Origin of the sequence: Nocardioides sp. cx-173, from assembly GCF_021117365.1 — a bacterium.
Classification (GTDB): domain Bacteria; phylum Actinomycetota; class Actinomycetes; order Propionibacteriales; family Nocardioidaceae; genus Nocardioides.
In genome coordinates, this window is sequence record NZ_CP088262.1 from 976684 (window position 1) to 995180 (window position 18497).

Sequence of the window (18497 nt, forward strand, 5' to 3'; positions counted from 1 at the left end):
CGGGTGCGGTTGCGGATCGAGTGTGCCTACGACGGCACGGACTTCCATGGCTGGGCGACCCAGCCGGGGCTGCGCACGGTCCAGGAGGTGCTCGACCACGCGCTGGCCACGGTGCTGCGCGTCGACTCCGTGGCCACCGTCTGCGCGGGCCGTACCGATGCCGGGGTGCACGCGAGAGGACAGGTCGTGCACGTCGACGTCGAGCAGGTGGTGCCGAACCTGCTGCGCCGGCTCAACGGCGTGCTCCCGCCCGACGTGCGGGTGCGCACGGTCGCGGAGGCGGCGCCCGGGTTCGACGCCCGCTTCTCGGCGCTGTGGCGCCGCTACGCCTACCGCATCGCCGACGACGCCGCCCTCGTCGACCCGCTCACCCGGAACCACGTCCTCGTCTGGTCCCGCCCGCTCGACCTGGACGCGATGAACGAGGCCTCGGCGGCCCTGGTGGGGCGCCACGACTTCGCGTCCTTCTGCAAGCGCCGCGAGGGGGCCACGACGATCCGGACGCTGCTCGACCTGAGCTGGTCGCGCTCGCCCGAGGGGCTCGCGGTGGCGACCGTGCGGGCCGACGCGTTCTGCCACAGCATGGTGCGCGCCCTGGTCGGCTGCCTCCTCGCGGTGGGCGACGGTCGCCGCCCGCCGTCCTGGGCCGGTGACATCCTGCGGGCCGAGGCCCGTGACCCGTCGGTCGCGGTCGCGCACGCGCACGGACTGACCCTCGAGGAGGTCGCCTACCCACCCGACAGCGAGCTGGCGGCGCGGGCCACCACGACGAGGGCGAGACGCGATGGATGAGCACTACTTCTCCGCCGACCCGACGGTCGCCTTCAAGCGCTCGCCGGTCGTAGCGTCGGTGTGGGGTCACGAGCTCCACCTGACCAGCGGGTCGGGCGTCTTCGCCAACGGGCGCGTCGACATCGGCACGGCGATCCTGTTCCGCGAGACCACGCCCCCCGCCGGCGGCCGGATCCTCGACCTCGGCTGCGGGTTCGGCGTGATCGGGCTCGCCATCGCGGTTGCGTCGCCCGGGTGCGACGTGACGGCGGTCGACGTCAACGAGCGCGCGGTGCTGCTCGCCCAGGAGAACGCCACCGCGCTCGGCGTGGCGGACCGGTTCATCGCGGTCACCCCGGAGGGGGTCGACCCCGCCGCGACGTACGACGAGATCTGGTCGAACCCGCCGATCCGCATCGGCAAGCAGGCGCTGCACGAGCTGCTGCTCACCTGGCTGCCACGGCTGGCCCCCGGCGGGCGAGCCGTGCTGGTCGTCGGCAAGAACCTCGGCGCCGACTCGCTCCAGCGGTGGCTGGGGGAGCAGGGCTACCCGACCACCCGGCTCGCCAGCGCCAAGGGCTTCCGCGTGCTGGAGACGCGCGCCTACTCGGGCACGCCGCTCTCGGGCGGAGCGTCCTCGGCCTGACCCGAGGTGTCCTCCTCGATCGGGGCGTCCCCGATGTCGGAGACGAGCACGGGGGTCAGGGGCTCGGCCGCGCCGCCGCCCTTGATCTCGACCACGCGCAGTCCGGAGATGCCCAGGTGCGAGTCGGCGTTGAACCGGAACGGCGCGAGCTGCGGCCCCTCGAGGTCCTGGCCGCCCTCCTCGAGGGCCTCGACCAGCCCTTCGCGGGTCAGGTCCTCGCCGGCGGCCTGCAGCGCCTGGACGAACGCGTAGGCGTGGGACATGCCGTAGACCCGGTAGTTGGTCAGCTCGCCCTCCGTGCCGTGCTCGTCCCAGACCTTCTGCCACAGCTGCACCCACGGGTCGTCGGCCTGGTCGATGCCGGGGATGTACTCCGTGGTCAGCACGCCGTCGAGCGAGCTCGCGCCGCCCTCGACCGCACCCTCGGAGAACTCCGCGAGCAGCGACCCGACGAGGTCGGGGTCGGCGCCGACGTTGCTGTAGAACCACTGCGGCTGGTAGCCCAGCTTGAGCGACACCAGCTGGCTCAGGGCCGTGTACGACGGCGTGTTGAACGACAGCACGACGTCGGCGCCGGAGGCCTGCAGCCCCGCGATCTGCGGGCCGACGTCGGTGTTGCCCGAGGTGTAGCGCTCCACGCCGACGATCTGGTCGTCGAGGAACTGCCGCACGCCCTTCTCCGCGTCCTCCCCGAAGTCGTCGTCCTGCAGGAAGAGCCCCACCTTCGCGTCGGGCAGGTTCTCGGCGACGTACTGGCCGATGATCTTGCCCTCGATCTCGTAGTCCGGCTGCCAGCCGAAGGTCATGGGGCTCGTCTCGACGTCGTCGCCCCACTGCAGCGACCCCGACGAGACGAACAGGTCCGGCACGCCCTCCTCGTTGAGGAAGTCCACCACCGCGCTGTGCGTCGGCGTGCCCAGCCCGCCCACCATCGCGAAGATCTGGTCCTTCAGCACCAGCTCGTTGGTGACGGTGTTGGTGTTGGTCGGGTTGTAGGCGTCGTCCCTGACCAGGTACTCGATCTCCCGGCCGTGGACCCCGCCCTGGGCGTTGACGTAGTCGAAGTAGGCCTGCACGCCGGTCGGGATCTCGCTGTAGCCCGGGGCCGCCACGCCCGTCAGGGGGAAGTGGGCGCCGACGGTGATGGTGTCGTCGGTGACCCCGACGTCGCTGGCGCTGCCTGCGCCGCCTCCGCCGTCTTCGTCGGATCGGTCGTCACCTGCGCCGCAGGCGGCGAGCAGCACGAGTGCGGCCAGGGCGCCGGCGAGCGGCCCCGGCCTGGAGAGGCGTCGGTTCATGTGGGTGTTCCCTTCGAGGTGGTGGTGACGGGCTCGCTGGTGCTCGAGATGGGGTGCTCCGGGGGCAGGTCGGTCGCGGGCTCCGCGGTCGGTCGAGGGCCGGTACGCCGGTGGGCCAGCGCGCGCAGGGTCCCGACGACGCCACGGGGGGCGAGCAGGACGACCAGGACCATGACCAGCCCGTAGACGAGCGGCGCCAGCTCGGCGGCGCGGATGTCGGTGAGTCCGGCGGAGGTGCCCCAGTCGGTGACCACCTGCGGCAGGAACGTCAGCAGCGCGGCGCCGATCAACGCACCGGCCAGGCTGCCGAGGCCGCCCAGGACCACGGCGGTCAGCAGGGTCAGGCTCAGCGTCAGCGTGAACCCGCTGGGTGCCGCCAGCCGCACGGTGATCGCCATCATCGCGCCGGCGGCGCCCGCGGCGGCGGCGCTGACGACGAACGCCGACACCCTGGCCCGGGCCAGGTCGATCCCGGCCAGCTCGGCGGCGACCTCGCCGTCGCGCACGGCGCGCCACCGGCGCCCGACCCGGCTGCGCGACAGGTTGGCGAGCAGGACGAAGGTGACGACGAGGGTCAGCCAGGCGACGTACGCGACGTAGCGGCTGCGGGTGAGCTCCTGGCCGGTGACGAAGAACGCCAGGTCCAGCACCCACGCGGGGATCTCGGGCAGCACCACCCGCAGGCCCTGCTCGCCGCCCAGCTCCTGCTTGAAGAACAGCGCCACGCCGGGCACCGCGACGGCGAGCGCGAGCGTGGCGCCAGCGAGGTAGGGGCCGTGCAGCCGGGCGGCCGCGTAGCCGACCGCGATCCCGACCACGAGGGTGACCGCGACGGCGGCGAGCACGGCCAGCGGCAGCGGCGTCGCGGCGTCCCGGTCAGGCAGGAGCAACGCCGTCGTGTAGGCGCCGATCGCCATCAGGGCACCGTGGCCCAGCGAGATCTGGCCGTTGACGCCGGTGAGGACGGTGAGGCCGCCGGCGGCGATGCCGAGGTAGGCCATGGACGCGAGCTGCAGGTTGCGGAAGTCGCTCGAGGTCTCCAGCACCAGGACCACGACCACGAGCCCGAGCACCGCGCCCACCAGGTGGCGCACCAGCGTGGCCTCCCGCCAGACCTCGCGCAGCCGGGGCATCAGACCCGCCGCTGCGCGGCCGGGGCGAACAGGCCGCCCGGACGCAGGATCAGGACCAGCATCAAGATGGACAGTGCGGTCAGCGCGACGAGCTGCGAGCCGACGTACCCGCTCACGAAGCTCAGGGACAACCCCAGCAGCAGCCCGCCCAGGACGGCCCCGAGAGGGCTGTCCAGGCCGCCGAGCACGGCGGCCACGAAGCCGAACACCACGATCGAGTCCATGAACCCGGGGTGCACCAGGCTGCCGCCGGCGATCAGCAGCCCGGCCAGCGACCCCACGAGCGAGGCCAGGGCCCACCCCAGCGTCAGCATGCGGCCGACCCGGACGCCCAGGAGCCTCGCGACCTCCTGGTTGAACGCGGCCGCCCGCATCCTCAGCCCCACGTCGGTGTAGCGGAACAGCGCCACGAGGAAGGCCATCACAACGAGCACGGCGGCGATGGAGAAGAGGCCGAAGCCGGTGATGCCCAGCGTCGTGTCGCCGACCTCGATCCCGCGCACGCCGAACGGCGCGGGGAAGGAGCGGTAGCGGTTGCCGAAGACCACCGAGGCGAGGGCGTGCAGGACGATGAAGAGTCCGAGGGTGAGGATGACCGAGTTGATCTCCGGCTTGCCCTCCACCGGCCGGATCACCACCCGCTCGGTCACCGCCCCCAGCACCAGCCCGCTGAGCAGGGCGAGGGCGAACCCCAGCCAGTAGGAGTAGCCGGCGTCGATCACCGCCAGGGCCACGAACGTCGTGATCATCGCCATCGGCGCCTGGGCGAAGTTCACGATCCTGGTCGAGCGCCAGATCATCACCAGCGCAAGGGCGAACGCCGCGTAGACCATGCCGAGGGTGAGGCCGCTGAGCGCGGTGTTGACGAACTGCTGCACGAGATCTCCTGTCCTGCTCAGAAGCCGAGGTAGGCGTGGCGGAGCTGGTCGTCGTCGGCGAGGACCGCCGCGTCGGCGCTCGCGACGACGCGCCCGAGGTTGAGCACGACGCCGTGGTGGGCGATGGAGAGCGCGCTGCGGGCGTTCTGCTCGACGAGGAGCACGCTGAGCCCGTCGCTCTCCACCAGCGAGCGCAGGAGGTCGAAGATCTGGGTGACGATGCGCGGCGCCAGCCCGAGCGAGGGCTCGTCGAGCAGCAGCATCCGGGGTCTCGACATCAGCGCGCGACCGATGACGAGCATCTGGCGCTCGCCCCCGGAGAGCACGTGGGCCACCGCCGCACGCCGGTCCGCCAGGGCGGGGAAGAGGTCGTAGACCCGCTCCAGCTCCGCGGCTCGCACGCGGCCGCGCACGAGCGCGCCCAGGCGCAGGTTCTCGTCGACGGTGAGCTCGGTGATGACGCCGCGGCCCTCGGGCACCTGCGCCAGGCCCAGGGCGGGCATCATCTCGGCCGGGAGCCGGTCGACCCGGGTCCCGTCCAGCTCGATCCTGCCGCTGTGGCTGCGGACCAGGCCCGAGATGGTGCGCAGCAAGGTGGTCTTCCCGGCGCCGTTGGCGCCGAGCACCGCGGTGATCCGCCCCCGCTCGGCGCTCAGCGAGACGCCGTGCAGGGCCCGCACCGGCCCGTAGCTCGTCGACAGATCCTTCACGACCAGCACCTCAGGCCTCCCCGCCGCCGACGGCCTCGCCGAGGTACGCCGCCAGGACGGCCGGGTCGTCGCGCACCTGATCGGGGGAGCCCTGCGCGATCACCCGGCCGAAGTCGAGGACCGTGATCTCGTCGCAGACGCGCATCACCAGGTCCATGTGGTGCTCGACCAGCATCACCGCCATCCGGGTGGTCAGGCCGCGCACCAGCTCCCCGAGGTCGTCCATCTCGCCGGTCGACAGTCCGCTCGCGGGCTCGTCGAGCAGCAGCAGGTCGGGCTCCCCGGCCAGCGCACGAGCGAGCGCGACCCGCTTCCGCACCGCGTAGGGCAGGCTCGCGGGGTAGCTGGCGGCGTACTGGGAGATGCCGAGGTCGGCGAGGACCCCGCGGGCGCGCTCCCGGATCTCACGCTCCTCGCGCGAGGCGCGGGGGAGCGCGAGGAGCGAGGAGAGGAACCCCGAGCGCGCGTGGTGGTCGGCGCCCACCATGACGTTCTCCAGCACCGTCACGCGGTCGAACAGACCGAGTCCTTGGAGGGTGCGGGCGATCCCGAGGCCGGCGAGCTCACGTGGGCGCAGCCCGCCGAGCTCCTGGCCCCGCCAGCAGATCCGGCCACGGTCGGGGACCACGAACCCACAGGCGACGTTGAACAGGGTGGTCTTGCCGGCGCCGTTGGGCCCGATCACGCCGAGCACCTGGTGCGGGCGAGCCGTCAGCGCGACGTCGCTCAGTGCGGTGATGCCGCCGAAGGTGACCGTCACGTCCGTGACCTCGAGCTGCGGACCGAGTGCCCCCGGCCGGGCGACGCCCGCCAGCGTGTGGCTCATGCGCTACCTCCGCAGGTGTGCTGTGACGCGCACCACTGTGGTGCGCAGCGCACAGGTTGCGCATTGGGCGCAGCGCCCAACGATCGCTGTCTCAATGCCGCCTCTCGCGAAGGACCCTGGTCAGAACTGTGCGGAGAGTGCGAATCTCTCCTCATGCCAGCTCGCAGCGCAGGCTCGGCCTTCCCGCGGCCCGCCGGTTCCCAGCCGGACGACGCGGCGGTGCTCCACGACGTCGAGGCCGCCTGGGCGGCGCTGCGTCCCCGGGCCGACGAGATCGCGGACACGATCACGCTGACCCTGCTCGTGCGGGACTCGGAGGTCTACGAGCGGGTGGGGCCCGAGCTGCGCGTCGACGTGCGCGACAGCACCCGCGAGCACATCCGGCGCGGGATCGAGGTCCTGGCCGGCACCAGCGACGCGCCGTCCTCGGCGATCGAGCTGTGGCGTGAGACGGGCCGTCGCCGGGCGCGCCAGCTGGTCCCGCTCGAGACGGTCCTCAACGCCTACACGCTCGGCACCCGGGTGCTGTGGGAGGCGCTGGTCGACTCGGGCCGCACCACGGGGGCGGTCACCGACGAGCACGTGCTGCTCGTGGCGGGCCAGCGGGTCTGGTCCGCCCTGGACGTGCAGAACGGCGTCCTGGTGGAGGCCTACCGGCGCGAGAGCACCCGCATGCAGCGCCAGGACCTGCAGCGCCAGCAGAGCGCCCTGGACGCGCTGGCCGAGGGGCGGGGTGCGGACCCGCAGTTCGCGGAGGAGGCGCGCGACCTGCTGGGCATCGCCGCCGACGCCCGGGTCGCCTGCGTGGTGGCGCTGTTCGACGGCTCCCTCGACGAGCCGCTCGGCGCGCTCGAGGACCGGCTGGAGCGCGTGGAGGTCAGCTGTCACTGGCACGTGCGCACGGGTCGCTACTTCGGGCTGCTCTCCGGGCCGATCCCCGACGACGGCGAGCTGGTGGCGCTGATCGAGCCCCATGCCACGGGGAGGGTGGGGATCGCCGCCTCGCCGGAGGGGGTGGCCGGTTTCGCGACGGCGTTCCAGCTGGCCACGCGGGCCGCCGAGACGCTCGCGCGGGGAGAGGCACGGGTCGTCTCGGTCACCGATCGGCTCCCCGAGGTCCTGCTGGCGGGCAGCCCCCAGGTCACGCCGCTGCTGATGCGCGAGACGCTCGGCCCGCTCCTGGCCCAGCCCGAGCCCCTCGGGTCCACCCTGCTCGAGACCCTGGCGGCGCTGCTGCGCCACGACGGCTCGCCCACGCACGCGGCCGAGGAGCTCTTCTGCCATCGCAACACCGTGATCTACCGGGCCCGCCAGATCGAGGAGATCACCGGGCGCACCCTGACCTCGCCGCGCGACAAGATGCTGCTCTCGCTGGCGCTGATGGCGCGCGGGCGCTGACGCCGGACTCAGTCGGCGAGACGACCGTCGACGAACATCGTCAGCCGGGTGATCGTCTGCCGGTCGTCGCCCGCGATGTGGCCGTTGACGGCGCGGCACGCCCAGCCGAGACGGGTCGCGACCCGCGCGGCTTCGGCGAGGTCGGCGGCGGTGAGCCGCGGGTAGGCGTCGGCGTACGGCGCGAGGTAGGCCTCGCGGAACGGCGTGACGTCGACGGAGCCCGCCACGTCGTCGAGGCCCCACGCGAGCACGCCCTCGAGCGTGACCGAGAGCGTGAAGAACGGGTGGGACACGCAGGCGTCGCCCCAGTCCATGACCCAGTGCCGTCCGTCGCGGACGAACACCTGACCGTCATGGAGGTCGTCGTGCTGCACCGTCTCCCGGATGCCGTACGGCGCGAGGTCGCGGGCGAGCGACCGGACCCTCGCGCCGGCCTCCCGGAAGCGCGGCTCGGCACCGATCTGGTCCATGAGCGCGTCGTACCTCTGGGGCAGCGTCTCGAGGCGCAGGTCCGGGACGCCGAGGGCGAGCAGGGCCTCGATGTCGTCCTCGAGCGCGAGCTGGATCCGGGCGGTGCCGGCGAGCACGTCGACCCACCGCTCGAGGCTCTCTTCGACCTGTACCAGCTCGCGCAGCCGGTGCCCGGCGTCGCTCATCAGCAGCCAGCCGCGCTCAGTGTCGGAGGCGAGGAGCGCCTGCACAAGGTCCGGCACCCTGTCCGCGAGCAGGTCGACCAGGGCCGCCTCGTGCATGAGCGGCCCGTGGTTGGCCTTGAACCACACCGGCCCGCCCTGCGTGGGCACCCGCAGCACCGTCGACCACACCTCCGCGTGCGGCTGCTCGATGTCACCGGTGCGGATCAGCCCCAGCGCCCCCAGCCGGTCGTCGATCCAGGCATGCGCCCCCGCCAGCCATGCGGGGTCGGTCCACAGATGCGCCACGCCCGAGTGTCTCGCGCCCCCGCAGCACCGCCACCACCCGTTTTTTCGCTGACCCGTCAGAAACTTTCTGACGGGTCAGCGGGAAGTGGCGCGAGTTGGTGACGGGTCAGCGGTCGAGGGGGTCGAGGAGGTCGTAGTCGGCCACTGTTGCGGAGAGCTTGCGCACCTGGTGGTCGCCGTCGCCGAAGAGGTGGTCGAGGGCGGTGAGGTGGGCGACGTACATGCCGACGTGGTACTCCGCGGTCATCGCGATGCCGCCGTGGAGCTGGATGGCCTCCTGGCCGACGTGACGGCCGCCGCGGCTGACCTGGAGCGAGACCCGTGCGGCGGCCGCGGCGACCTCCTCGGGGGTGCCCGCCGAGATGACCATGGTGGCCCAGTCGACGAGGCTGTGGGTCAGCTCCAGGGAGGTGTACATGTCGGCGGCCCGGAAGGTCAGCGCCTGGAAGTGGTTGAGCGTGACCCCGAACTGCTTGCGGCTCTTGAGGTAGTCGGTGGTCGCCCCGAGCAGCGTCTGCATCGCGCCCAGCGACTGGTTCGCGGCCATGATCCGGGTGATGTCCAGGACGGTGGCGATGGAGCCGGACAGGTCCAGGCCGGGGGCGCCGAGCGGGACGGCCGGGGTCTGGTCGAGGGCCACGCGTGCGGCCCGGCCGCCGTCGTACGTCGGGTAGCCCGCGCGGCTCAGGCCCTCGGCGTCGCCGGCGACCAGGAACGCGCCGGTGCCGCCCCCGGGCAGCGCCGCGCTGACGACCAGTACGTCGGCCCGCGCGCCGTGCAGAACCGGCTCCTTGACGCCGGTGAGCGTCCAGGAGCCGCCGTCCTGCGCGGCGGTGACCGACTCGGCGGCCGCCCCCCAGCGCCGGCCGGGCTCGTCGTGGGCGAAGGCCAGGACGCTGTCGCCGGCCGCGAGCGCGCCGAGCACCTCGGCGCGCTGCTCAGGGGTGCCGGCGGCGGCGACCAGCCCGCCGGCCAGCACGACCGAGGCGAGGAACGGCTCGGGGGCGATGGTGCGGCCGAGCTCCTGGCAGACGATGCCGATCTCCACCGGGCCGGCGCCGACCCCGCCGTCCTCCTCGGAGAAGGGCAGCCCGAGGATCCCCATCTCGGCCAGGCGCGACCACTGCTTCTCGTCGAAGCCCGGGTCCTCCTTGACCACCTGGCGCCGGCGCTCGTAGTCGCCGTAGGCCTTGCCCACGAGGCCGCGGACGGCGTCGCGGAGGGCGACCTGCTCGTCGTCGTACGTGAAGTCCATGTCAGTCCCTTCGGCTCAGAGCCCGAGGATCGTGCGGCTGATGATCTGCCGCTGGATCTCGTTGGAGCCGCCGTAGATGGAGGCCTTGCGGAGGTTGAGGTACGTCGGCGTGACGGTGCGCGCCCAGTCGGGCAGGTCGGAGTCGTCGCCGGCGCCGGACGCCACCGAGGCGGGACCGGCCAGGTCGACCATCAGCTCGCTGACGGCCTGCTGGAGCTCGGTGCCCTTGAGCTTGAGCACCGACGAGGCGGGGTGCGGCTCGCCGTCGCTGGAGTGGGCCACGACCCGCAGGGCGGTGAGCTCCAGTGCGAGCAGCTCGTTCTCGAGCTCGACGATCCGGGCCCGGACCAGCGGGTCGTCGAGCAGCGTGCCGCCCTCGCCGTCGGAGGTGTCCTTGGCCAGGTCCTTGGCCCGGGCCAGGATGCGCTTGGTCGCACCCACCGGGGCGACGCCGACGCGCTCGTTGCCGAGCAGGAACTTCGCGATCGTCCAGCCGCCGTTGAGCTCGCCGACCAGGTTGGCGGCGGGGACCCGGACGTCGGTGAACCACACCTCGTTGACCTCGTGGCCGCCGTCGATCAGCTCGATCGGGCGCACCTCCAGGCCGGGTGAGGTCATGTCGATGAGGAGCATCGAGATGCCGGCCTGCTTCTTCACCTCCGGGTCGGTGCGGACCAGGGTGAAGATCCAGTCGCCGTACTGGCCGAGCGTGGTCCAGGTCTTCTGCCCGTTGACGACCCAGTGGTCGCCGTCCCTGACCGCGGTCGTGCGCAGGCTGGCCAGGTCGGAGCCCGCGTCGGGCTCGGAGAAGCCCTGGCTCCACCAGATGTCGAGGTTGGCGGTCTTGGGCAGGTACTCCTGCTTCTGCTCCTCGGTGCCGAACTGCGCGATCACCGGCCCGATCATCGAGGCGTTGAACGCCAGCGGCGTCGGTACGCCGGCGCGCTGCATCTCCTCGTGCCAGAGGTGGCGCCGCAGCTCGCTCCAGCCGCGCCCGCCGTACTCCTCCGGCCAGTGCGGTACGGCGAGCCCGGCGGCGTTGAGCGTCCGCTGGGCCTCGACGATCTGGTCGTGGGTGAGCTCGCGACCCTCGATCACGGTGCGGCGGATCTCCTCGGAGACCTCGGTGGTGAAGAACTCGCGCATCTGCGCGCGGAACTCCTGGTCGTCCTCGGACAGCTCGAGCTGCATGCGGGGTCGCCCCTCTCCCTGGTCGGCTGCCCCGATGCTACTGAGAGGTAGAAGCCCGGCTCAGGCGCGGACGTCCTCCGCGGTGGCGTGGACCTCCGCGCGCTCCTCGCGCCGCCGCTCCCAGCGGCGCGCCAGCACCATCACCAGACCCGCGAGCGCACCGCCGGCGACCAGGTCGACCACGTAGTGCTCGCCGTAGTAGACCAGCGCCACGCCCATGACGGCGGGGTAGGCGAACAGCAGCCAGCGCCAGCTGCCTCGCAGGCGCCACACGCCGTAGAGCGCCACCAGGAACGCGGTGCCGAAGTGCAGCGAGGGCATCGCGGCGGTCGGGTTGCCCACGCCGTTGAGGATCACGTCCACGCGCTGCAGGCCGATGTCGCGCCAGCCGCGCGAGGTGAGGCGCTCGACATGGCCCATGAAGCCCTCGTCCGAGGCCAGCCACGGCGGCGCCATCGGGTAGGACACGTAGATGACCAGGCCGCCGAAGTTGAGGCCGACGAAGCGGCGCATCCAGACCTGCCACTCGTCGTGGTTGCGCACCCACAGCACCACGGCGATGGTCAGCCCGACCAGGAAGTGGGTGGCGTAGGTGGTGGTGAACAGCACGTCGTACCAGCGCGGGTCGCTCGCCTTCAGGCACGGGTCCCCGCACCAGGCCGACTGCAGGAGCTCGGTGGGGGTCGTGCCGCCGCCCAGCCACCGGTCGGCGTCGATCGGCATCGTCCAGTGGACGGGGATCTGCAGCTCGTCGGTGAGCCCGCGGCTGAAGAAGTAGAACGTCAGCAAGGCTGCGGGGAGCCACCAGTCGCGCAGGAAGTTCAGGTGCTCGCGCGGGTGGGCCTCGATGTTCCAGGCGACCGTGCCCAGCCAGAGCGTGATCATCACGGTGATGGAGTCGTTGGGGATCCCGAAGCGCCACCACCAGACCGCGACGGCGGCCACCCAGACGGCCATGGCCCCGGCGCGGACAGCGGGGCGACGGGTGCGAGTCTCGACGTCACTCGTCGTGACCTCCGCCTGTGCCGTCATGGTGCGCAATCGTAAAACACCGTGCTTCACGCACGGCCATCGGATCGCCCCAAGGGGTGAGCCGGAAACCGGTGTGCCGATCCGGCCGCGATGGCGGACAATCCTCCGACGTGGGACATGTAGAGGTCAGTGGAGTGCGCTTCGAGCTGCCGGACGGGCGGGTGCTGCTCGACGAGGTCTCCTTCCGGGTCGGCGAGGGCGCCAAGGTGGCGCTGGTCGGCGCCAACGGCGCCGGGAAGACGACGTTGCTCAAGATCATCACCGGCGACCTGGTGCCGCACGCCGGCGCCGTGACCCGCAGCGGCGGCCTCGGCGTCATGCGGCAGATGGTGGGCGCCGGGCTGGGTGCCGAGCCCACGGTCGCGGACCTGCTCCTCTCCGTGGCCCCGCCCCGGGTGCGGTCGGCGGCGGCCGAGGTCGAGCGCTGCGAGCTGGCGCTGATGGAGACCGACGACGAGTCGACCCAGATGCGCTACGCCGAGGCGCTGGCGGAGTACGCCGACGCGGGCGGCTACGACGTGGAGGTGACCTGGGACGTGTGCACGGTCAAGGCCCTGGCCGTGCCCTATGACCGGGCCAAGTACCGCGAGCTCCGCACGCTCTCGGGTGGGGAGCAGAAGCGCCTGGTGCTGGAGTACCTGCTGGCCGGCCCCGACGAGGTGCTGCTGCTCGACGAGCCGGACAACTTCCTGGACGTGCCCGGCAAGATCTGGCTGGAGCAGCGCATCCGCGAGTCCGACAAGACCATCCTGTTCATCAGCCACGACCGTGAGCTCCTCGACAACACCGCCACCCGGGTCGTGACGGTGGAGCTGGGGCATGCGGGCAACCCCGTGTGGACCCACCCGGGCGGGTTCTCGAGCTACCACGAGGCGCGCAAGGACCGGTTCGCGCGCTTCGAGGAGATGCGCCGCCGCTGGGACGAGGAGCACGCCAAGATCAAGGCGCTGGTGCTCCGGCTGAAGGTCAAGTCCGAGTACAACGACGGCATGTCGAGCCAGTACCGCGCCGCGCAGACCCGGCTGCGCAAGTTCGAGGAGGCCGGTCCGCCGACCGAGCAGCCGCGCGAGCAGCAGGTGACGATGCGGCTCAAGGGCGGACGCACCGGCAAGCGCGCGGTGGTCTGCGAGGGCCTGGAGCTGACCGGCCTGATGAGGCCCTTCGACCTCGAGGTCTGGTATGGCGAGCGGGTCGCCGTGCTGGGCTCCAACGGCTCGGGCAAGTCGCACTTCCTGCGCCTGCTCGCCGCGGGTGGCAGCGACCCCGACATCGAGCACCGGCCCGTGGGCGAGGTGGCGATCAAGCCGGTGCCCCACACGGGCAAGGCCAAGCTGGGCGCGCGCGTGCGGCCGGGCTGGTTCGTGCAGACCCACGAGCATCCCGAGCTGGTCGGGCGCACCCTCGTCGAGATCCTGCACCGTGGCGACGGCGAGGCCGACGGCCGCGGCCGCTCGGGGATGGGGCGCGAGCAGGCGGCGCGGGTGCTGGACCGCTACGAGCTGGCACACGCCGCCGACCAGCGGTTCGAGTCGCTGTCGGGCGGCCAGCAGGCGCGCTTCCAGATCCTGCTCCTCGAGCTGTCCGGGGCCACGCTGCTGCTGCTGGACGAGCCGACCGACAACCTCGACGTGCAGTCCGCCGAGGCCCTCGAGGAGGGCCTGGAGGCCTTCGACGGGACGGTCGTCGCGGTCACCCACGACCGGTGGTTCGCCCGCGGCTTCGACCGGTTCCTGGTCTACGGGGGCGACGGCGAGGTCTACGAGTCCGACGGTCCCGTGTGGGACGAGGGACGGGTGCAGCGCACGCGATGAGCGAGCTCGAGATCCGCCCCGTCGACCCGTTCGACGATGCCACGTTCGAGGCCTGGCACGACGTCTACGTGCGTGCGGAGCGGCACGGGCGCGAGGAGCTCGCGAGCCCGTGGGCGCTGGAGGAGCTGGGGGTGCAGCTGCAGCAGCCCACCCGGTCGCGCCGCAAGGTGCTGCTGCTCGGCACCGTCGGCGGCACGGCCGTGGTCGTCGGCAGCGTGCAGCTGAGGCTGCTCGACAACCTGAGCCACGCCGAGGTCGAGGTGCACACCGCGCCCGAGCATCGGCGCCGGGGGCACGGGTCGGCGATGCTGGCCCGGGTGGAGGACGTGGCGCGGGAGCACGGTCGCACGACGCTGGCCGCCGAGACCGCCTGGCCCTACGAGGTCGGGCCGACGGGGGCCGGCACGCCGGGTGTGGAGTTCGGCCGCGCGCACGGCTACGAGCTGGGCCTGGGCGACGTGATGCGGGCCCTCGCCCTGCCCGTCGAGCCGGAGCTGCTCGACACGCTGGCCGTCGAGGCCGCCGCCCACCACGCGGCGGCGTACACGCTGCGCTCCTGGGTCGGCCCGGTCCCCGACGACCTGGTCCGGAGCTGGGCCGAGCTCAGCACGACCCTGATGATCGAGGCGCCCACCGGGGAGATGGAGCGCGAGCCCGAGGCCGTGGACCTGGTCGCCCTGCGGGAGGGCGAGGAGGTCAGCCGCCGGCAGGGGCGCACGAAGTACAACACCGTGGCGCTGGACGCCGACGGCACCGTGGTGGCCTACACCGACATCGTCACGACCGTCCACGAGCCGACCCTCGCCTACCAGTGGGGCACGCTGGTGCGCCGCGCCGACCGTGGGCACCGGCTGGGCCTGGCCGTCAAGGTCGCCAACCTGCGGCTGCTGCAGCGCGAGACCTCGGGGCTGGAACGCGTCGTGACCTGGAACGCCGAGGTCAACGACCACATGATCGGCGTCAACGAGCGCCTGGGCTTCGTGCCTGTCGAGCGCTTGGGGGAGCTGCAGAAGCGTTGGGCCTGACGGGCGGGCGGTCTCGGGCCCGCCCGCCCGTCAGGGGTCAGGGGGAGCTCAGGAGGAGCTCTTCTCGGCGTCCGAGTCGAGGGTGACCTTGGTGGTCTCGCTCTCGCCGTCACGCACGTAGGTGAGCGTCACCTCGTCGCCGGGGCGGTAGGTGCGGATCGTGGCGACCAGGGAGTCGGCGCCGGTGATGTTGGCGTCGTCGACCTTGGTGATGACGTCGCCTGGGCGCAGTCCGGCGGAGCCGGCGGGGGAGTCGTCACTGATGGTGCCGACCTGGGCGCCCTCGGTGACCTCCACGCCCGTGGCGTCGGCGACGTCCTGGACGCTGACGCCGAGCTTGGCGTGGGTCGGGGTCTCGCCGGCGGCCATCTGCTCGACGATCGGGAGCACCGCGTCGATCGGGATCGCGAAGCCGAGACCGATGGAGCCGGCCTCGCTGCCGGTGGAGGCGCTGCGGATCGAGGAGTTGATGCCGATGACGTTGCCGTCCATGTCGACCAGCGGTCCGCCGCTGTTGCCGGGGTTGATGGCGGCGTCGGTCTGGATGGCGGGGTACGTCGTCCGGTTGCCCTCGGCGTCCGCGCCCACGTCGACCGGACGGTTGAGGGCGCTGACGATGCCGCTGGTCACGGTCGACTCCAGGCCGAACGGGGACCCGATCGCCACGACCTCCTGGCCGACGTCGAGGCCCTCGGAGTCGCCGATGCTCGCCGCGGTGAGGCCGCTGACGTCCTCGGCCTGGATCACGGCGGTGTCGGTCAGCGGGTCGGTGCCCAGGATCCGCGCGGTGGCCTTGGAGCCGTCGTTGAACGACACGGTGATCTCGCCGCCCTCGCCGGCGACCTCGACGACGTGGTTGTTGGTGAGGATCTGTCCGTCGGAGCTCAGGATGATGCCGGAGCCGGAGCCGGAGCCCTGGACGCCGGAGACGTCGAGCTTCACGACCGAGGGCAGCACCGAGGAGGCGACGGCCTCGACGCGGCCGGTGGGAGCCTCGGAGTCCGGGCTGCTGGCCACCTGCGAGCTCCTCGGGCCGGCCGTGGCGGCCGGGGAGTCGGCGGGCTCGTCGTCCATGGCGTGCCAGGCGGCAGCTCCGCCGAGCCCGGCGGCACCGCCCACGAGGAGCGAGGTGCCGACGACGGCGGCCGCGAGCCCGAGCCGGCCGCGTCCGCGCTTGGGCGCAGCCGTGGAGGCAGCGGCCGGGGCCCCGAAGGGGGAGGAGGAAGGAGCCGCCGCCGGGGCACCGGGCAGCGGACGGGTGGTGTCAGGGGCCTCGTGGGGCCCGTGACTGGGCGGTGGGAAGGGAGGCATCTGGTTCATGACCACCATGGTGGCCGGGTCGCCTGTGAGCCGGCTGAGACGTGGCTGGGTGCTCGCGAAGAACTGTGCGCGCCCGCATAGGGTGCCCGGATGACCACGGCGCGCACGGTCCCCGTCACCACCGAGATGGACGGTGACGAGCTCGATGCCGAGGACGCCTGGCACCTCGCGCGCCGCCACGGGCTGCTGCACATCGCGGTGAGCAGCTTCGTGCGGTTCCGCTACGGCGACGGGTTCACCAACAGCCGGGCCCTGGCGCTGCAGACCTGCCTGGCGGTCGTGCCGTTCCTGCTCGCCGTCACCGGTCTGGCCGCCGACCTCGACGAGGACCGGGCCGCGCAGGTGCTGGCCCGCACGATCAACGCCGTGTCGCCCGGCTCCAGCGGCGACGACGCCCTCGTCGGCGCCATCGCCTCCGGCTCCGAGGGCACCGGGGAGGTCGCGCTCGTCATCGGGCTGCTGCTCGCGCTGGTGTCGATGACCACCGCCATGGCCCAGGTGGAGCGGGGCAGCAACCGCATCTACGGCATCCGCCGGGACCGGCCGGCGCTCGCGAAGTACGGGCGGGCCGCGGTCCTGACCGCCGTCCTGGCCGTGCCGGTGGGGCTCGGCTTCCTACTGCTCGTCGCCGGCGGCGCGTTCGGGGACGCGATGGTCGCGGAGTACGGCTGGTCCGAGGGGCTGCGGACCGCCTGGGAGGCCGGGCGCTGGCCGGTCGGACTCCTGATGCTCGTGCTGACCATCGCGGTCCTGCTCGACCATGCGCCGCGCCGCCGCCAGCCGGCCCTCACCTGGCTGGCGCTCGGCGCCGTCGTCGCCGTCGGGCTCAGCATGCTGGCGGCCGCCGGCCTGGCGCTCTACGTCAACCTGAGCGGCTCCTTCTCCAGCACCTACGGCCCCCTCGCGGGGATCGTCGCCCTGCTGCTGTGGAGCCTGCTGTCGTCGATCTCGCTCTTCTACGGCGTCGCGGTCTGCGCCCAGCTCGAGGCGCTGCGGGCCCACCAGGAGCAGCCCGCCTACGACGACCCGGGCCGGCCGAAGGAGCAGCAGGTCTAGCCGCGCCCCACCTCGCCACCCGCGCACCTTTCACAGGCCGCGACGAGGCGCGCGCCCCAGGCTCGGCTTTGCGAGACTTCTGGGATGAGCGACTTCAACCAGCAGGTCATCGCCGAGTTCCGGGCCAACCACGGCCGCGTCGGCGGCCGCTTCGAGGGCGCCCCGCTGCTGCTCCTGCACAGCACCGGCGCCAAGAGTGGCCAGGAGCGGGTCAACCCGATGATGTACCTGCGTGACGGCGAGCGCTACGTCGTCTTCGCCTCGCGGGCCGGCGCGGACACCCACCCCGACTGGTACCGCAACCTCAAGGCCCACCCGGAGGTCCGCATCGAGGTCGGCGACGAGGAGCTCGCCGTCCGCGCGGTCGAGGTGACGGGGGAGGAGCGAGACCGGCTGTACGCCCAGCAGACCGCCCTGTACCCGCGGTTCGGCGACTACCAGGACCAGACCTCGCGCGTCATCCCGGTCGTCGCGCTGCTGCCGACGGACTGAGGCTGGTCCGGCCGACCGGCCGCTCGCTGACGTAGAGCCGGAACAGGCACCAGGCGGAGACCGCGCACAGCAGGTGCCACACGCCGTGGCCCTGGTAGAGCGACCCGGGCAAGCACAGCGGCGAGCCGTCCTTGGCCGTGGTCCAGATCGCCAGGGCCACCAGGATGCTGCCGGCGGCCGCCCACGCCCAGCGGACGTCCAGGGCGACCGCGCCGGCCCGGGCGACGCGCGACTCCAGCCACAGCGCCGCCGCCAGACACGTCCCGAACGCCACGTTGCCCATGTGGCCCAGCCACGGCACCTCGCCGAGCAGGCCGACGAGCTCGCAGGCCAGCACGACCGCGGCGTACGTCGCCGCCAGGAAGGCGGGGCCGCGATGCCAGCGCCGCATGGCGGCGTAGGCGACGGCGAAGCCCGCGATCAGGTACATGCTGGCCAGGTCGAGATGTCCGCCGAGCGACGACTCGGTGGCGTGCATCGCCATGCTGGCCGGCCCGAGCAGCACGACCACGCACGCGTACGCCGTCGCGAGCCCCGGGCGCAGCGCGAGCGTGCCGGTGCCGAGCCCGCCCTCGCGCCCGGCCCTCGCGGCGACGAGCAGCCCGACGCCGACGAAGCCCAGGTTGCTCAGGGTGTTGACCGGCTGGCGCACCGTGCCGGACGCCGCCTCGCAGAAGCCGGCCCCGCGGTCGACGTCCGGGCCGAGCCAGCCGC

Annotated in this window: 18 protein-coding genes; 7 read left to right on the forward strand and 11 right to left on the reverse strand. The window is 72.7% G+C overall.

Features of this window, described 5'->3' with window-relative positions; all coding sequences use genetic code 11:
- Positions 1-3 precede the first annotated feature (3 nt).
- Positions 4-792, forward strand: a complete 789-nt coding sequence (truA, locus tag LQ940_RS04705) for a tRNA pseudouridine(38-40) synthase TruA (RefSeq protein ID WP_231243404.1) — start codon at positions 4-6, stop codon at positions 790-792.
- Positions 785-1417 carry a class I SAM-dependent methyltransferase gene (locus LQ940_RS04710; protein ID WP_231243405.1) on the forward strand — a complete coding sequence of 211 codons (633 nt, stop codon included), beginning with the start codon at positions 785-787 and terminating at the stop codon, positions 1415-1417. The genes truA and LQ940_RS04710 overlap by 8 nt, the downstream gene beginning before the upstream one ends.
- Here LQ940_RS04710 and LQ940_RS04715 read toward each other — a convergent pair.
- The 5 genes from LQ940_RS04715 to LQ940_RS04735 are packed head-to-tail and all read right to left on the reverse strand — an operon-like array spanning position 1375 to position 6262.
- Entirely contained in the window at positions 1375-2715 is a 1341-nt protein-coding gene (locus tag LQ940_RS04715; protein ID WP_231243406.1) for an ABC transporter substrate-binding protein, read from the reverse strand. The genes LQ940_RS04710 and LQ940_RS04715 overlap by 43 nt on opposite strands.
- Entirely contained in the window at positions 2712-3848 is a 1137-nt protein-coding gene (locus tag LQ940_RS04720) for a branched-chain amino acid ABC transporter permease (protein WP_231243407.1), read from the reverse strand. Before LQ940_RS04720 ends, LQ940_RS04715 begins: the two co-directional genes overlap by 4 nt.
- On the reverse strand, positions 3848-4726 hold the full coding sequence (locus LQ940_RS04725) for a branched-chain amino acid ABC transporter permease (protein ID WP_231243408.1): 879 nt from the start codon (positions 4724-4726) through the stop codon (positions 3848-3850). Before LQ940_RS04725 ends, LQ940_RS04720 begins: the two co-directional genes overlap by 1 nt.
- 17 nt (positions 4727-4743) lie before the next feature.
- Positions 4744-5436 (reverse strand): ABC transporter ATP-binding protein, encoded by a 693-nt coding sequence (locus tag LQ940_RS04730; protein ID WP_231243409.1) that lies wholly within the window; start codon positions 5434-5436, stop codon positions 4744-4746.
- Positions 5437-5446: 10 nt separating this feature from the next.
- Positions 5447-6262, reverse strand: coding sequence for an ABC transporter ATP-binding protein (locus tag LQ940_RS04735; RefSeq protein ID WP_231243410.1), 816 nt, complete (start codon positions 6260-6262; stop codon positions 5447-5449).
- Between the two features lie 153 nt (positions 6263-6415).
- Between LQ940_RS04735 and LQ940_RS04740 the strand changes: the two genes are divergently transcribed.
- Positions 6416-7660 carry a PucR family transcriptional regulator gene (locus tag LQ940_RS04740; protein ID WP_231243411.1) on the forward strand — a complete coding sequence of 415 codons (1245 nt, stop codon included), beginning with the start codon at positions 6416-6418 and terminating at the stop codon, positions 7658-7660.
- An 8-nt stretch (positions 7661-7668) separates the two neighbouring features.
- Here the strand turns inward: LQ940_RS04740 and LQ940_RS04745 are convergent, their stop codons facing one another.
- The 4 genes from LQ940_RS04745 to LQ940_RS04760 all read right to left on the reverse strand — a co-directional run bounded on the left by LQ940_RS04745 (position 7669) and on the right by LQ940_RS04760 (position 12079).
- Complete coding sequence (locus LQ940_RS04745) at positions 7669-8601, reverse strand: phosphotransferase (protein ID WP_231243412.1); 933 nt, start codon at positions 8599-8601, stop codon at positions 7669-7671.
- 106 nt (positions 8602-8707) lie between these two features.
- Positions 8708-9856, reverse strand: a complete 1149-nt coding sequence (locus LQ940_RS04750) for an acyl-CoA dehydrogenase family protein (RefSeq protein WP_231243413.1) — start codon at positions 9854-9856, stop codon at positions 8708-8710.
- 15 nt (positions 9857-9871) lie between these two features.
- A complete protein-coding gene (locus LQ940_RS04755; protein WP_231243414.1) occupies positions 9872-11047 on the reverse strand; it encodes an acyl-CoA dehydrogenase family protein in 1176 nt (391 codons plus the stop codon).
- A gap of 60 nt (positions 11048-11107) precedes the next feature.
- The gene (locus LQ940_RS04760; protein WP_231243415.1) at positions 11108-12079 is read right to left on the reverse strand and encodes a phosphatase PAP2 family protein; all 972 of its coding nucleotides are present in this window, start codon (positions 12077-12079) and stop codon (positions 11108-11110) included.
- Positions 12080-12189: 110 nt separating this feature from the next.
- On the opposite strand from LQ940_RS04760, the gene LQ940_RS04765 reads away from it, so the two are divergent.
- Positions 12190-13890 (forward strand): ABC-F family ATP-binding cassette domain-containing protein, encoded by a 1701-nt coding sequence (locus LQ940_RS04765; RefSeq protein WP_231243416.1) that lies wholly within the window; start codon positions 12190-12192, stop codon positions 13888-13890.
- Complete coding sequence (locus LQ940_RS04770) at positions 13887-14915, forward strand: GNAT family N-acetyltransferase (RefSeq protein WP_231243417.1); 1029 nt, start codon at positions 13887-13889, stop codon at positions 14913-14915. Before LQ940_RS04765 ends, LQ940_RS04770 begins: the two co-directional genes overlap by 4 nt.
- Before the next feature lie 48 nt (positions 14916-14963).
- Here the strand turns inward: LQ940_RS04770 and LQ940_RS04775 are convergent, their stop codons facing one another.
- Positions 14964-16235 carry a S1C family serine protease gene (locus LQ940_RS04775; protein WP_231243418.1) on the reverse strand — a complete coding sequence of 424 codons (1272 nt, stop codon included), beginning with the start codon at positions 16233-16235 and terminating at the stop codon, positions 14964-14966.
- Between the two features lie 90 nt (positions 16236-16325).
- Here LQ940_RS04775 and LQ940_RS04780 point away from each other — a divergent pair, with 90 nt between their 5' ends.
- Positions 16326-17291, forward strand: coding sequence for a YihY/virulence factor BrkB family protein (locus LQ940_RS04780; protein WP_231243419.1), 966 nt, complete (start codon positions 16326-16328; stop codon positions 17289-17291).
- Between the two features lie 84 nt (positions 17292-17375).
- Positions 17376-17783: a nitroreductase family deazaflavin-dependent oxidoreductase gene (locus LQ940_RS04785; protein ID WP_231243420.1), complete on the forward strand. Its 408-nt coding sequence runs from the start codon at positions 17376-17378 to the stop codon at positions 17781-17783.
- Here LQ940_RS04785 and LQ940_RS04790 read toward each other — a convergent pair.
- On the reverse strand, positions 17749-18435 hold the full coding sequence (locus tag LQ940_RS04790) for a ceramidase (protein WP_231243421.1): 687 nt from the start codon (positions 18433-18435) through the stop codon (positions 17749-17751). The genes LQ940_RS04785 and LQ940_RS04790 overlap by 35 nt on opposite strands.
- Positions 18436-18497 lie beyond the last annotated feature (62 nt).

What these genes read in the sequence shown, in the direction of transcription:
- LQ940_RS04710 (WP_231243405.1), top strand. Translation starts at nt 785, where the DNA reads ATGGATGAGCACTACTTCTCCGCCGACCCGACGGTCGCCTTCAAGCGC.
- LQ940_RS04715 (WP_231243406.1), bottom strand. Translation starts at nt 2,715, where the DNA reads ATGAACCGACGCCTCTCCAGGCCGGGGCCGCTCGCCGGCGCCCTGGCC.
- LQ940_RS04720 (WP_231243407.1), bottom strand. Translation starts at nt 3,848, where the DNA reads ATGCCCCGGCTGCGCGAGGTCTGGCGGGAGGCCACGCTGGTGCGCCAC.
- LQ940_RS04735 (WP_231243410.1), bottom strand. Translation starts at nt 6,262, where the DNA reads ATGAGCCACACGCTGGCGGGCGTCGCCCGGCCGGGGGCACTCGGTCCG.
- LQ940_RS04740 (WP_231243411.1), top strand. Translation starts at nt 6,416, where the DNA reads ATGCCAGCTCGCAGCGCAGGCTCGGCCTTCCCGCGGCCCGCCGGTTCC.
- LQ940_RS04750 (WP_231243413.1), bottom strand. Translation starts at nt 9,856, where the DNA reads ATGGACTTCACGTACGACGACGAGCAGGTCGCCCTCCGCGACGCCGTC.
- LQ940_RS04755 (WP_231243414.1), bottom strand. Translation starts at nt 11,047, where the DNA reads ATGCAGCTCGAGCTGTCCGAGGACGACCAGGAGTTCCGCGCGCAGATG.
- LQ940_RS04760 (WP_231243415.1), bottom strand. Translation starts at nt 12,079, where the DNA reads ATGACGGCACAGGCGGAGGTCACGACGAGTGACGTCGAGACTCGCACC.
- LQ940_RS04770 (WP_231243417.1), top strand. Translation starts at nt 13,887, where the DNA reads ATGAGCGAGCTCGAGATCCGCCCCGTCGACCCGTTCGACGATGCCACG.
- LQ940_RS04775 (WP_231243418.1), bottom strand. Translation starts at nt 16,235, where the DNA reads ATGAACCAGATGCCTCCCTTCCCACCGCCCAGTCACGGGCCCCACGAG.
- LQ940_RS04780 (WP_231243419.1), top strand. Translation starts at nt 16,326, where the DNA reads ATGACCACGGCGCGCACGGTCCCCGTCACCACCGAGATGGACGGTGAC.
- LQ940_RS04785 (WP_231243420.1), top strand. Translation starts at nt 17,376, where the DNA reads ATGAGCGACTTCAACCAGCAGGTCATCGCCGAGTTCCGGGCCAACCAC.